The organism is Halobacillus sp. H74, assembly GCF_052246715.1.
Taxonomy (GTDB): domain Bacteria; phylum Bacillota; class Bacilli; order Bacillales; family Halobacillaceae; genus Halobacillus; species Halobacillus litoralis_A.
Genome location: NZ_JBQQCI010000001.1, coordinates 350,161 through 363,590 on the forward strand (window position 1 = coordinate 350,161; position 13,430 = coordinate 363,590).

General features: G+C 43.8%; 13 protein-coding genes. 2 read left to right on the plus strand and 11 right to left on the minus strand.

Annotated elements, in window-relative coordinates; all coding sequences use genetic code 11:
* Positions 1-6: 6 nt before the first annotated feature.
* The 5 genes from eutB to ku form a co-directional block, all read right to left on the minus strand.
* Positions 7-978 carry a hydroxyectoine utilization dehydratase EutB gene (gene eutB, locus ACTWPX_RS01685; protein WP_443118240.1) on the minus strand — a complete coding sequence of 324 codons (972 nt, stop codon included), beginning with the start codon at positions 976-978 and terminating at the stop codon, positions 7-9.
* A gap of 148 nt (positions 979-1,126) precedes the next feature.
* Positions 1,127-2,632 (minus strand): asparagine synthase B, encoded by a 1,506-nt coding sequence (gene asnB, locus ACTWPX_RS01690; protein WP_443118241.1) that lies wholly within the window; start codon positions 2,630-2,632, stop codon positions 1,127-1,129.
* 195 nt (positions 2,633-2,827) lie between these two features.
* A complete protein-coding gene (locus ACTWPX_RS01695; protein ID WP_443118242.1) occupies positions 2,828-3,436 on the minus strand; it encodes a Fic/DOC family protein in 609 nt (202 codons plus the stop codon).
* Positions 3,429-3,608 (minus strand): hypothetical protein, encoded by a 180-nt coding sequence (locus ACTWPX_RS01700; protein ID WP_443118243.1) that lies wholly within the window; start codon positions 3,606-3,608, stop codon positions 3,429-3,431. Before ACTWPX_RS01700 ends, ACTWPX_RS01695 begins: the two co-directional genes overlap by 8 nt.
* Positions 3,609-3,706: 98 nt before the next feature.
* Positions 3,707-4,543, minus strand: coding sequence for a non-homologous end joining protein Ku (ku, locus tag ACTWPX_RS01705; protein ID WP_443118244.1), 837 nt, complete (start codon positions 4,541-4,543; stop codon positions 3,707-3,709).
* 102 nt (positions 4,544-4,645) lie between these two features.
* Between ku and ligD the strand changes: the two genes are divergently transcribed.
* Entirely contained in the window at positions 4,646-6,403 is a 1,758-nt protein-coding gene (gene ligD / locus ACTWPX_RS01710; RefSeq protein WP_443118245.1) for a DNA ligase D, read from the plus strand.
* A gap of 97 nt (positions 6,404-6,500) precedes the next feature.
* On the opposite strand, the gene ACTWPX_RS01715 is transcribed toward ligD, so the two are convergent.
* The 5 genes from ACTWPX_RS01715 to ACTWPX_RS01735 all read right to left on the minus strand — a co-directional run bounded on the left by ACTWPX_RS01715 (position 6,501) and on the right by ACTWPX_RS01735 (position 12,228).
* Positions 6,501-8,057 (minus strand): fatty acid--CoA ligase, encoded by a 1,557-nt coding sequence (locus ACTWPX_RS01715; protein WP_443118246.1) that lies wholly within the window; start codon positions 8,055-8,057, stop codon positions 6,501-6,503.
* Between the two features lie 117 nt (positions 8,058-8,174).
* Positions 8,175-8,942: a 3-hydroxyacyl-CoA dehydrogenase gene (locus ACTWPX_RS01720; RefSeq protein ID WP_443118247.1), complete on the minus strand. Its 768-nt coding sequence runs from the start codon at positions 8,940-8,942 to the stop codon at positions 8,175-8,177.
* A 2-nt stretch (positions 8,943-8,944) separates the two neighbouring features.
* Positions 8,945-10,090, minus strand: coding sequence for a thiolase family protein (locus ACTWPX_RS01725; protein ID WP_443118248.1), 1,146 nt, complete (start codon positions 10,088-10,090; stop codon positions 8,945-8,947).
* A 12-nt stretch (positions 10,091-10,102) separates the two neighbouring features.
* A complete protein-coding gene (locus ACTWPX_RS01730) occupies positions 10,103-11,251 on the minus strand; it encodes an acyl-CoA dehydrogenase family protein (protein ID WP_443118249.1) in 1,149 nt (382 codons plus the stop codon).
* 236 nt (positions 11,252-11,487) lie between these two features.
* A complete protein-coding gene (locus ACTWPX_RS01735) occupies positions 11,488-12,228 on the minus strand; it encodes a Cof-type HAD-IIB family hydrolase (RefSeq protein WP_443118250.1) in 741 nt (246 codons plus the stop codon).
* A 383-nt stretch (positions 12,229-12,611) separates the two neighbouring features.
* Here ACTWPX_RS01735 and ACTWPX_RS01740 point away from each other — a divergent pair, with 383 nt between their 5' ends.
* Positions 12,612-12,995 (plus strand): DUF302 domain-containing protein, encoded by a 384-nt coding sequence (locus tag ACTWPX_RS01740; protein WP_281974401.1) that lies wholly within the window; start codon positions 12,612-12,614, stop codon positions 12,993-12,995.
* A 46-nt stretch (positions 12,996-13,041) separates the two neighbouring features.
* On the opposite strand, the gene ACTWPX_RS01745 is transcribed toward ACTWPX_RS01740, so the two are convergent.
* Positions 13,042-13,194 (minus strand): hypothetical protein, encoded by a 153-nt coding sequence (locus ACTWPX_RS01745; RefSeq protein WP_443118251.1) that lies wholly within the window; start codon positions 13,192-13,194, stop codon positions 13,042-13,044.
* Positions 13,195-13,430 lie beyond the last annotated feature (236 nt).

A 13,430-nucleotide genomic window follows, 5' to 3' on the forward strand; every position in this document is an offset into this window, starting at 1 on the left:
CCCTGTTTAAACCCTTGTAATAAGTCCAGTCATTGTTTCATGATCGATGTTATTACCACTGACAACAAGTACTACATGACTCTCAGGTTGATAGTCTTCACTGAGTAAAAGACCAACCCCTGTAGCCGCTGCTCCTTCTACAACCATTTTATGATGTTCTAGTAAAAATAATAATCCTTCTCTTATTTGTGCTTCCGAGACAAGTACGCCTTTATTCATATATTTTCTAGTCATAGGAAAAGTGAATAGATTCCCTGTGCCGATTCCTCCCAGCAGACTATCAGCCAGTGTATCTTCTTCTTCGAGGATGACTGGATGACCTTTTCTTAAACTTTCTTGCATGACAGCCCCCTTTTCCATCGTTACCCCAGTAATTCGAATGGAGGGATCCACCGATTTCATTGATAAACCGACACCGGACAACAAACCACCTCCTGATAAAGGGATGATGACCTCTTCTACTTCCGGGCATTGTTCCATGATCTCAAGCCCGATGGTCCCCTGACCTGCAATAATGTCTTTGTCATCAAACGGTTTGATAACTGTCATTCCCTCCTCTTTCTCTAACTGGATGCATCGGGTCTCTGCATCGTCTTGACTCTTTCCGACGATTTCTACAGTCGCTCCTAATCTCTTCAGACGGTCCACCTTAGCACTAGGCACTCGATTGGAAATACAAACCGTACAAGGGATTCCAAGTTCTTTGGCAACATAAGCCACTGCTATGCCGTGGTTACCCGTTGAGAATGTCGTCACTCCTGTATTTTTCTCTTCTTCAGGCAAGGATAAAATTTTGTTTGCAGCCCCCCGTAATTTGAAGGCTCCTGTCGGGTGGTTCTGCTCAAGTTTAAGAAACACCTCCACTCCCGTACATGCAGATAGATGTTCAGAATAGACGAGTGGCGTTGTTTCAATGATCGACTTTATCCGTTTTTTCGCTTTCCATACATCTCTGAAAGGAACGAGTCGGTCCTCCACTTTACCATTCCCCCTTTATTCCTAAGTCATAAGATATAATTCAGATTCTTCAGAATTCAATAATGTTACATTCCATTATAGTTGAAAAAGTACCTTTAATTAAAGAAAAAAGAAAAACCGATGTCTGAAGACATCGGTTTTGCTACCTTTATGCTGTTGCCCATTTCCCCACATTGTTCAGCATCTTTTCTTTAGGGAAATGCTTACGGAAGATCTGGTAATAAAACATCTCTTGTTTAGAGCGAATCTCTACCGGGGCTTCTTCTTTCACTTGATTGAACTTTTGATCTGAAATCGTGTTTTCAGCGTGCATGTCGAGTAAATCCAACGCTCCGCTACCTTCGGAGAATTCTGCTTTCTTACGCCAAAGTACTTCTTCTGGCAACGTGCCATCAAAGGCTTTTCTCAGTAACCATTTTTCCATACGATCTTTTTGATGAACCTTCAAAGCAGCCGGAATCTGCAATGCGTTTTCCACGACTTCCAAATCCAGGAATGGTACACGGAGCTCTATCGAGTGGGCCATACTCATTCGATCTGCACGTTGCAAATTGACATTGTGAAGGGTATTCAGAATACGAATGATTTCTTTGTTCAAGGCTGCTGTCTCTTGGAATTTTTCCATGTAAGCATAACCAGCGAACAATTCATCTGCTCCTTCTCCAGATAAAATGACCTTCACATGTTCTGCTGCCAATTTAGAGACAAAATAATTCGGAATTGCACTTCTCACAAGTGAAGGCTCATAGGATTCCAAATGATAAATGACATCAGAGACCGCTTCGATCAATTCTTCTTCGGTATAAATGTATTCATAATGGTCCGTCCCGATCGCTTCCGCCACTATTCTGGCGTTCATAACGTCCGCACTGCCTTCTGCACCGACACAGAAAGATTTTAACGGCTTGTCTCCTTGCTGTTTCTGTGCAGCAATGGCAGCAATCAAACTACTGTCCAGTCCTCCACTGAGCAAAACGCCCACTTCCACGTCTGCGAGCAACCTCTTTTCGACAGCATGAATCATCGTACTTTGAATAGAATCAAATACTTCTTCCAGATGCGTTTGCGAAAATTCATTAGCAGGAGCTTCTATTTTCCGGTAGCAGACAAACCCTTCCTCTGGCGTGAAATAGTGCCCGTGAGGAAATTCGGACGCTTCTTCTACAAACGCTTCGATCGCTTTCAACTCCGATGAGAAAACATAGTTTCCTTCTTTATCAGTTCCATAGTATAGTGGCTTGATGCCTAATGTGTCACGTGCCACAACGAAACTGTCATTTTGCTCATCCGCGATGAAAAAGGCGAACATCCCATCTAATTGACCGATGGCTTCCGGCCCCTGGTGCTCTACCAATTTCAATGCGACTTCACTATCTGATTTCGTTAAGAATGAGACATCTTCTGCCAGTTTTTCTTTAATAGCAGCATAGTTGTAAATTTCGCCGTTACAGACGATCCAGCGGTCCTTCCTTTGATTATGAATGGGCTGGATACCATCATCCAACCCAATAATTGAAAGCCGGCGGTGTCCGAGATGTACCCGCCCTGATACGACAGCTTTCCCCTCGTCAGGCCCACGGTGGTGAAGCAATTGTAATACCTCATCCATTTGTTCTGAACTTATTTCTCCTTCTGAAACGAAGATTCCACACATCGTATTTATAGATCCCCCTTGATTGACTGCAATTTATTGCATAAGGCACAGACTACTCTTCTTCCTGTTAATTATCACCTAGGATGTGAAAGCAAATCAAAGTAAAAACCCTGACTATCCGATACATACATAAAATACATCCTCCGTTCTTTGAATGCACCTCCTATGGAGCAAAATAAAAACTCCAGCTTCAATTTAGCTGGAGGAATCCTTTTTCGGTGATAAAGATTGGTAGATGACTTTGTATAATTCGCCTGAGTGCCTAACTGATTCTATACTCACTTCGAAGACCCTTTCTTTCGGTACAACCGCCCAGTCTAAAATGTACCCAGCTTCTATAGCTATGCATCGGATGAATTCACGCAAACTCCTCCCATTCCCTTCACGAAAAGGATGCAGGACATTGATTTCTGCCATATAATAGGTCAATTTACCTGCCAGCATCTTTTGATCCATATGTTCCCAGTCTTCTATCATCAGCTGCTGGAAAAGTGGTTTAGACGCTAAGGGAATAAATCGGGCTTGAGCAAACGAAAAACCATCCTTGACTATGTTTTCAGATCTTATCTCTCCAGCAAATGGATATAAATCCTTAAAAAGATAGGCGTGGATTCTCTGGAGATGACGTAAATCGAAGTCTCCTTCAATCGGCCTTTCTTGAAGTTCTGAGAGACGTCGAGTCGTAACGAGAGCCTCCATCGACGCCAGTTGTTTGTCATCCAAAATATCATAGTGGTTAATCAATACGTTCGTTCCGGCATAACAATAGCGGGAGGATTCACTCCCATACCTGGACTCAGGCATGGCGAGACAATTCCAGAGCCCGCTTGATGAATTCTTTATGTGAAATAGCTCCTGTGAGACATTTCTTCACTAATGACTCTTGTTTTCGGTTTAAACTAAACCCTTCAATCGCCATTGATGCTTTTGCTGAACGCATCAAATGTTCGGCTTGTTCTTCTGTACGGTCACTCATCCACATACCTCCGAACCATCTGCTTCTACCTTCTATTATACTACATTCACTAAAGAAAATACAGTTGATTCATTCGACAAACCGCACCATTGAAGGGTTTATGAGGATTTCTTTTTGCCGGAAGTTGTCGTTTTCCGTTTGGTTGTTTTCTTCTTTTTGTTTCCTTTAGTTTTTTCTAACGATTTCTCAAGCGCATCCATGAGATCTGTCACGTTGTCTGGCTTTGGCTTATCTTTCGCTGTCGTAACTTCCTCATTATTTTTCTTAGCTTCAATCAAATCCAGTAAAGCTGTTCTGTATTCATCTTTATATTTCTCAGGGTCGAACTCTGCTGTCAATTGATCGATCAAAGTGACAGCTGTGCTCAATTCTTTTTTACTCAATTCTGCTTCTTCCGGGACGTTAGGTACATCCTGAACGTGGCGTACTTCATCAGGAAAATGGATAGTCTCCATAAGAAGAGTGTTTTCATAGACACGGACAATCGCCAATTGTTCCTTTGATCGTATGATGATTTTGGCGACCCCGATTTTCCCTGTATCTCCTAACGCTTGACGTAACAGCCCATACGCTTTGGATCCGCCTTCACTCGGTGAAATATAGTAACTGCGTTCAAAGTAAATGGGATCGATTTCTTCTAATTTAACAAAGTCGAGGATCTCCACTGCTTTATCTGCCTGTTCTTTCTTCAATTCTTCCAGGTCTTCGTCGTCTAACACAACAAACTTATTTTTTGCATATTCATAAGCTTTGACGATTTCTTCACTTTCGATTTCCCGATCACATACCGGACAGCGCTTTTTATACTCCACAGGGGAGTTGCATTCTTGATGAAGCTGACGGAGCTTAATGTCTTTATTTTCGGTAGCAGCGTGTAGCTTCACTGGTATGTTGACAAGGCCAAAACTGATCGTACCCTTCCACATGGTGTGCATAGCGGACACTCCTTTTTCTCTAGTTTTTCACGGATCTCATAAAATATGTTCCATTTCACTTGGACAAACTAAAAAAAACGCGTTCTAAGGAGGAAAAACGTTATGAAACCCATGTTACTCTCCTCTACTGCCGAACTTCCCAAGGGAAAAGAATGGATCTATGAAATGAAATACGATGGATTCCGGGCAATACTGGAAGTTACTCCATCTGACATTAAGCTCTGGAGTCGTAACGGGAAGGATTTAAGTGCTCATTTTCCCGAAATCACCAATTGGAAATTCCCCGAGTCATGTCTCCCGCTTAAAATTGATGGGGAAATCGTCATACTGAATACACTCTATCAGGCGAACTTCCCCCTCTTACAGATAAGAGGCCGGATAAGGAACAAAGAGAAAATTCAAAGACACGCGGCAGAACGCCCAGCTACGCTGCTTGCTTTCGACATCCTTGAAGATTTGAAGTCCCCCCTTTCAAACAGAAAACAGCGACTCAGGACGGTACTTGAGGAAATCAGCCATCCACACATCAGGGAAATTGAAACTTTCACAAACCACGAGGAAATCCAGGAGAAAGCACTTCTTCACCTCGCAGAAGGAATTGCAGCTAAATCAATCTCCAGCTCTTATCGACCCGGTGAAAGAGTCCAACATTGGTTGAAGTGGAAGCAATGGCGGTCCGTTTCCGGCTTCTTGATCAGCTACGATCCTGAGAACGGTTATTATGATGCAGCCACCGAAAATAATCAGACAAAGGAATTACTGGGACGTTTCAAGCACGGATTATCTGGAGAGGAATCAAAAACCCTGCGCAACTTTTTCAAAGACAAGGGGTATAAGAAAAAGGGGAAATGGCATTTGGAACCAAGCATCTGTGTAGACATTCACTGTTTGAATGCTCAAGGTGGGGACTTACGTGAGCCTTACTTCCACCAGTTCCGTTTTGATCTTTCCCCCGCAGAATGCACATCTGAAAAGCTGGAATGGGACCTGGCCATTTTTCCAGACGATTTTGAACCTACCCACACATCTAAAAAACTTTGGCCTGAGGTGACAAAAGAAGATTATTTACTATATATAAGAAAGGTTGCTCCTTACATCCTCCCATTCATCAGCAATAAGAAACTTACGCTTATCCGCTATCCTGATGGGATTGATCAAGAATCTTTTTTTCAAAAACACTACCCCGATCATGCGCCGGGTTTTTTGAAGGAATGGACAGAAAACGCGGAGAAATTCATGATGTGTAATAACCTTTCCTCGCTCGTATGGCTGGCGAATCAAGGAGCCCTTGAGTTTCATATCCCATTTGAAAAAGCAGGAGCGGCCTCTCCGGATGAAATCGTTCTGGATCTGGACCCGCCCGATCGGGACCACTTCCATCTAGCTGTCACAGCTTCCCGGTTACTCAAACACGTCCTTGATGAACTTGAAGTGGTCAGCTTTATCAAAACCTCTGGTAATAAAGGAATGCAGATTCATATACCGATAAAGGAAGGAGATTTCAGTTACGAAGAAACACGGCAAATCACAGAGGCACTCGCCGCTTTACTTGTTAACCAGGAACCAGAACTTTTTACTACCGAGAGACTGAAGAAGAATAGAGGGGGGCGTCTTTATATTGATTACGTCCAACATGCCGAAGGGAAAACGATTATTGCTCCCTACTCTACACGTGCAACGGATCGTGCTTCTGTGGCAGCCCCGTTGTACTGGTCAGAAGTAAAAGAGTGTTTGACACCTGAAACGTTCAACATCCATTCGATTATTGAAAGAGTTCATCAAAAAGGGTGCCCCTTCCGTGAGTATGAAAACGCGAGGGACAAACAACCCGTATCAAAACTTAAAAAATTAATTCAATAACCATGTCGAAAATTGCCCGGGAAATAAATACCATACTTGAGAATGAATATTCCCGATAAAAAAAGGGTGCCTTCTGAGTGAAGGCACCCTTTTGCTATTATTCAGAGAGCGTCGTACTCCGCTCTCTCAATTTGAATTTCTGTAATTTCCCACTCGCGTTTCTAGGCAGTTCATCTACAAATTCATAACGCCTTGGTCGCTTGTATCGGGCTAATCGACTCCCCGAAGTACAAAACTCGTCTAATTCCTGCTCTGTTAAATCGGCTGCTTTTTTGACGATAAAGGCGACTACCCGCTCTCCCCACATTTCATCTGGTTCTCCCACGACAGCAGCATCTATAACTTTTGGATGGTCAAACAGTACATCTTCCACTTCTCTTGAATATATGTTCTCTCCACCTGATATAATCATATCTTTTACGCGATCACTTACCCAGAGGTAACCATCTTTATCGAAGGAGCCTATATCACCAGTGTGGTACCACCCTTTATAAAGGGCTTCTTCTGTCGCTTCCGGCCTGTTGTAATAGGATTTCATCATACTAGGTCCTCTGACTATGATTTCCCCAAGTTCATCAGGCTTACATATCTCTTCAGGCTCCGCTGGTCCATGTTCATTTGTCCTGACAACACGGACCTCATGGTTCAATAGAGCTCTTCCAGCTGATCCAGCTTTCGTGATTTGCTCCTCTTCGGTCAATGCTGTAATTGCAGGACCCATTTCGGTCATTCCATATGCTTGCAGCAGCTGTACCCCCAAGGCATCATGCAGCTGCATCGTTAACGCTGGGGCCATTGGAGCTCCTCCGTAAAGCCCTTGTCTTAACGTTTGGAAATCTTCTTTCGAAAAATCTTCCTGTAGCATCATATTCCACATGGTCGGAGCAGCAAAGAAAGAGGTGATCTGTTCCTGTTTTACTGTTTCTATCACTTTAGGCGCATCGAAGTGGTGCAGCAATACATTTGCAGCCCCGATCATGACACGAGGAAAAAAGGCACAATGCAATTCAGCACAGTGGAAAATCGGTGCGACGGTAAGCCCACGATCATTCTCTTCCAGCCTCAAGCATGCCGTCATGATCAAGGCTTGATCGATCATATCTCTATGAGTATGAATGACCCCCTTCGGCAAACCGGTTGTGCCCGAAGTGTACATGATTGCATAAGGATCATTTTCATCCAGCTCACACACCGGCCGCTCACTTGTCACCCCACTGATACGTTCATTATAATTCAACGCATATGGAAGGTCCTCCTCATCGATGGACCAGAATTCCACCCCTGTCATCTCTTTCGCTACTGAAACCACCTGGAGCGAAGTCGCTTTCTCGAACAGGACAACTTTTGGATCGGCGTCCTGGAGTATGAATTGAATTTCTTTTTCCATAAGCCGGAAGTTGATCGGGTTGAAAATGGCACCGATTTTCATGCAGGCAAAAAGAGTGGTAGCAAACTCAGAGGTGTTGAACAATATTGTGGAAACTTTATCTCCTTTTTCTACGCCGGAAGCTCTTAGTGCATTAGCCACGCGATTGACTTCATCATCCCACTCGCTGAATGTCCACCTCGTCCCTAATCGCAAATCGACTAAACCTTCTTTATTCGAATGTTTGGCTACCGTCTGTTCAAACATACCCCGTAATGTTGGTCCCATCTTTCATCGACTCCTTTTTAATGTTTGATTTTGAAAACCGCGACCACATCGACACCCGATAAGCTTCAAACTTCCCCTTGTTGCAAAACGAAAACAGCTGACTCCTCCCTGACGCCCTTACTTCGCTTGCATTCGTATGGCTCCGTCCAGGCGGATCACCTCCCCATTAAGCATAGGATTATCTAAAATGCTTAAAGCTAACTTCGCATATTCCTGCGGCTGCCCTAACCGCTTGGGAAAAGGGGTCTGACTACCTAACGCCTCTCTTGCTTCTTCCGGCAACTGTTGGAACATCGGTGTTTCGAATACCCCCGGGGCGATAGTCATCACCCGTATCCCATGACGGGCAAGTTCGCGTGAAATAGGTAAAGTCATGGCAACCACTCCTCCTTTCGACGCGCTGTAAGCGGCCTGGCCGATTTGACCGTCGAACGCAGCGATTGAAGCTGTATTGATGATTACTCCTTGCTCTCCAGTATCCATCGGTTCGTTAGCCTTCATCCTCTCAGCAGCAAGGCGGATAACGTTGAAAGTACCCATCACATTGACCTCCAACACTTTTGAAAAAGTATCCAGCTCATGCGGACCATCTCTCCCAGCGACTTTCTCTCCTATCACAATCCCAGCACAATTAACTACAGCATTGATATGCCCAAAGGACTCTATCGCTTGATCGAGCATGCGATTAATATCATTTGCGGATGTTACATCCGCCTGCACGAAAAGTACCCCTGCGCCTAACTCTGCAGAAAGCTGCACACCTTTCGTGTCATCACGATCGACAATGACGGCGCGGCCTCCCCTGCCGACTATTTGACGTACAGTTGCTTCCCCGAGTCCTGATGCTCCCCCGGTTACCACAGCTACAACATGTTTTATATCCATCTTCACCCCTCCAGTCGTTCAATGATTGTAGCATTTGCCATTCCGTGTCCTTCACAAATGGCCTGTAATCCGAAGCGTTTACCAGTCCTTTCCAATTCGTGAACTAATGTGGTCATCAGTTTAGCGCCTGTCGCTCCGAGAGGGTGACCTAAAGCAATGGCCCCTCCATTAACATTTAATTTAGAAGGATCGACACCTGTTTCCTTCATCCAAAACAACGGAACAGAAGCGAATGCCTCGTTCACCTCGAATAAATCGACATCTTCTATACTTATACCGGCTTTTTGAAGGACCTTATATGTAGCAGGTACAGGCCCGGTCAGCATTAAAGTAGGATCAGACCCTATGACAGCACGGGCGACGATTCTGAACCTTGGCTTCAAGCCTAAAGCCTCTGTCTTCTGACGGGACATTAACAAAACAGCCGCAGCCCCATCACTGATTTGGCTTGCGTTCCCTGCCGTTACTTTTCCATCCTCCTGGAAAACAGGATTGAGTGAAGCAAGCGTTTCGGATGAGGTACCCGGCCTCGGCCCTTCATCTTTATGCACAATACCTATCTCTCCACCAGCATCGACCGCCATCATTTCCTTTTCAAACCGACCCTCTTTTACTGCTTTTAAAGCACGTCCGTGGCTCTCAGCGGCATAATTGTCCATTGCTTCCCTAGTCAGTCCCCACTTATCCGCAATTCTCTCAGCGGAATGACCTTGATTAATCATTTCAAATCTGTCTGTCAGCTTCTCGTTAAAAGATGTCCCTTTCATATTGGAGAACATAGGCACCCGGGACATACTTTCAACACCGCCTGCGATAACAACATCCATATCCCCACAAGCAATCGCTTGTGATCCAAAATGAATCGCTTGCTGACTTGATCCACATTGGCGGTCGAGGGTGACACCAGGAACTTCTATCGGGAATCCTCCTGTCAATGCAGCAAGCCGGGCAATATCACCTGCTTGTTCACCGACCTGGCTCACACATCCAGCAATTACATCCTCCACTTCACTTGGGTCAAGAGAGGTGCGTTCTACTAACTCTTTAAGAACATCCGCAAATAAAACATCAGGTCGGATATGACTCAATGCTCCATTCCTCTTACCGACCGGCGTACGAACAGCTTCTACTATGACCACTTCATACATTTGATATTCCTCCTACACTAAGTCCATCTTTTTGGCTATGATCGTTTTCATGATTTCGTTGGAACCAGCATATATCGCCGTCACCGGGGCGTCACGGAAACGCCTGGCGATTTCATATTCTTCTATATAGCCATAGCCTCCATGAAGGTGCAAACATTCCATGGCTACTTTCTTAACTAAATCAGTCGTCCACCATTTGGACATCGACACTTCTTTCACCACATCTTCCCCCTTCATATGGGCTTCAATGGTTCGATTTAAAAATGTCCTTCCAATTTCCACTTCTGTATGAAGTTCTGCTAATTTGAATTGGGTATTTTGAAAAGAAGCAACCGTTTTTCCAAAAGCTGTCCTTTGTTTGACATAAGCGATGGTAAGCTCAAGCATACGTTCACATGCTGTAATGGCTCCAATGCCGACAATCAAACGTTCCTGTTGTAATTGATTCATCAAATAGTAGAATCCATCTCCTTCATCACCTAACAAATTCTCAGCAGGAACTTCCGCGTCCTCAAAGATTAATTCAGATGTATCCTGGCTGTGGAGGCCTATTTTATCTAGTTTCCTCCCTCTTGAAAAACCAGGGCTCCCTCCCTCTACGATGATTAAACTGATTCCTTTGTGAGGAGGTGAAGCATTCTGGTTCGTTTTGCAAACGACCACGATCAAATCTGCATGAATGCCATTAGTAATGAAGGTCTTCTCCCCATTCAATATATATCGACCATCTTTTTTGTGAGCGGTTGTCCTTATCCCCGCCAAATCTGATCCTGCCCCAGGTTCAGTCATAGCAATTGCCGTGACGATCTCCCCTGATGCGCATTGAGGAAGCCATTTCTCCTTCTGACTTTCTGTTCCATAAGCATGCAGGTAAGGGACTACAATGTCGTTGTGCAATCCGATTCCAATCAGACCTGTCCCTACCTTCTCAAGTTCTTCATTGATGATAACGGAATAACCGAAGTCCGCTTCAAACCCTCCGTAGGATTCCTCTAACCAGGGACACAAAAAACCCTGATCACCAAGCTTTTTCCAAAAAGCACGTGGAATCTCACCTTGTTTTTCCCAATCTTCATAAAAGGGATAAGCTTCCTTATCTAAAAATTTCTTTAATGATTTCCTCAGCATTTCATGTTCATTTGTTATGTAGGCAGCTTTCATGTTCGCCCTCCCCAATAGACTAATCGGCTACTTCATCATATTTCTCTTTACAGATGGGTATTTCCTCCCCATCTAGGAAAACGCTTACAAAAGATTGTTTTTTGATGTGTTTCGACAAACATATCCAACGGCAAAGGGGATGAGGTTTTCGCTGGCATGGAACATTCACAATATCCATATATCCCCTGAATGATCATAAAATAAAAAACCAGCCCTGTGTCAGGACTGGCATGGAATCATCCAATTACTTTTTCAATGGCAAATGCGACACCGTCTTCAGCGTTCGAAGCTGTCACAAAAGCAGCTTCCTTTTTCAAAGCATCCTGGGCATTGCCCATGGCGACACCTAAACCTGCTTCCTTGATCATCGCCATATCGTTCATACTATCACCGACAGCCATCACTTCATCCATATTTAATTCTAACCAACCACATACTTTCAAAAGAGCGGCTGCCTTGTTTACCCCGACAGGATTCACTTCAATATTTGTCGGGCTGGAATTAGTGATTTCAAGAGCATCATTTGCATTCAATTCATCAAGGATAACCTGACGTATTTCATCGTCTTCGATGTCAAAACCGAATTTCAACCAGTCATATTCTGCTAACTCTTGATCGAAAGGCTCCTGGCTGTTATAGATGCCTTGCACGGTTGATGTCCAGAAGTAAAGGGCATGTTCCTGTTTTAATTCCCAAAGACGCTCTATATGTTGTTGCTCTAATTTGTTTTGTTCTACAAGGTTAAATTCATGATCATAGATTTCCCCACCGTTGATGGTCACAATATAAGAAGATTTGCCTAGTGACTCTGCGATATTCTGACAACGGGATAAGGAGCGTCCTGTACTCAATACTACATGAATTCCCAGATCTTTCGCTTTCTTTACTGCTGCTTTATTGGCTTCGGAAACACTTCCTTCTGGATTAACTAAAGTGCCATCAAGATCCAAAGCAATTAATTTAATATTTTCTGTCATTGATTTCACGCCCTCTCTTCTACTCTATACATTCTAATACAAGGGAAGCCCCTACACAACGAAACCGATATATCTATCTGCAAAAGACTGCTATTATTTCCGACGAAGATAAAAAGATACGATGCAGCTGGTTCAAGTTGATAATCACATCTTTATTTCACGTTCGAATAATCAACAATTACAGTACTTCAACGTTTGTTCTTGATGTCCTTGGAAAACTCAACCTCTTTTAATGATTCTTTGCGATCAGATTCAAGGGTCCTACTCTTCCCATTCAGTAAAAAAAGTTTTTTCCAAATTCGTAAACAATTCTAATTCAGATGATTAATTTTATACCTGCGAGGGTATGTATAATTGTGAAACAAACTTCAAGGAGGTATTCCATGTTCCATTACACAGTTGAAACAAACAAAAGTCTTGAGGAGGCTGTAGAAAGTCTCGAGAATCGTTTGAAAGATAAACAATTCGGTGTTTTATGGACATTCGACATCAAAGATAAACTGAATGAAAAAGGTTTGGAGTTTGAAAAAGAATTCAAAGTACTTGAAGTATGTAATCCGAAAGAAGCACAGCGAGTATTGAACGAAAATGTACTGGCCGGGTATTTCCTTCCTTGTAAGATGGTTGTATACGAAGATGAGGGGAAAACAAAAATCGGGATGCCGAAACCTACAGCTTTGACGCAAATGGTGGAAGATGACAATATTCAGGCTATGGCGGATGATATTGAGCAACGACTGATTCAATGCATGGATCAAAGTGTATGAACCATTTATAAAAGCCGTGATTTCGGTGGCCACTGAAAAAGCCTTCTCACTCCAGAGGAGCTGTTAATGTTTGTCGTTGCTTCTCACGCATCGCTTGTCGGTGGATGCTTGCCGCGGGCACGGCCTCAGCTAACTTGGTCAAGAAGATCACTTGACCAAGTGGATCTTCGGCTCGCGCTGTTCCCGCAGGCGTCACCACCGAACGCTCCTCGTGGAAGCAACGAGGCCTATCTGAAAAAAGTGATTTTCTTTGATTTATATATGTCTTATCGAAATAAAGAAGCCGAGTTGAACCATAAAATCGTACTGGCCGGCCTTTCTTTGATGCATAACTCAGAAAGTTGCAGTTCTTCAGTGGACTCCGATTTCGCGGCTTTTATATGGGTTCGGCTGTTAGTGCGGGATTGGGCCATCCCCCAAAAGTTCATCCATTCC

Coding starts and splice junctions, on each gene's coding strand:
- ACTWPX_RS01740 (WP_281974401.1), top strand. CDS start 12,612: ATGTTCCATTACACAGTTGAAACAAACAAAAGTCTTGAGGAGGCTGTA.
- ligD (WP_443118245.1), top strand. CDS start 4,646: ATGAAACCCATGTTACTCTCCTCTACTGCCGAACTTCCCAAGGGAAAA.
- ACTWPX_RS01695 (WP_443118242.1), bottom strand. CDS start 3,436: ATGCCTGAGTCCAGGTATGGGAGTGAATCCTCCCGCTATTGTTATGCC.
- ACTWPX_RS01735 (WP_443118250.1), bottom strand. CDS start 12,228: ATGACAGAAAATATTAAATTAATTGCTTTGGATCTTGATGGCACTTTA.
- ACTWPX_RS01700 (WP_443118243.1), bottom strand. CDS start 3,608: ATGAGTGACCGTACAGAAGAACAAGCCGAACATTTGATGCGTTCAGCA.
- ACTWPX_RS01720 (WP_443118247.1), bottom strand. CDS start 8,942: ATGGATATAAAACATGTTGTAGCTGTGGTAACCGGGGGAGCATCAGGA.
- ACTWPX_RS01725 (WP_443118248.1), bottom strand. CDS start 10,090: ATGTATGAAGTGGTCATAGTAGAAGCTGTTCGTACGCCGGTCGGTAAG.
- ACTWPX_RS01715 (WP_443118246.1), bottom strand. CDS start 8,057: ATGGGACCAACATTACGGGGTATGTTTGAACAGACGGTAGCCAAACAT.
- ACTWPX_RS01730 (WP_443118249.1), bottom strand. CDS start 11,251: ATGAAAGCTGCCTACATAACAAATGAACATGAAATGCTGAGGAAATCA.
- asnB (WP_443118241.1), bottom strand. CDS start 2,632: ATGTGTGGAATCTTCGTTTCAGAAGGAGAAATAAGTTCAGAACAAATG.
- ku (WP_443118244.1), bottom strand. CDS start 4,543: ATGCACACCATGTGGAAGGGTACGATCAGTTTTGGCCTTGTCAACATA.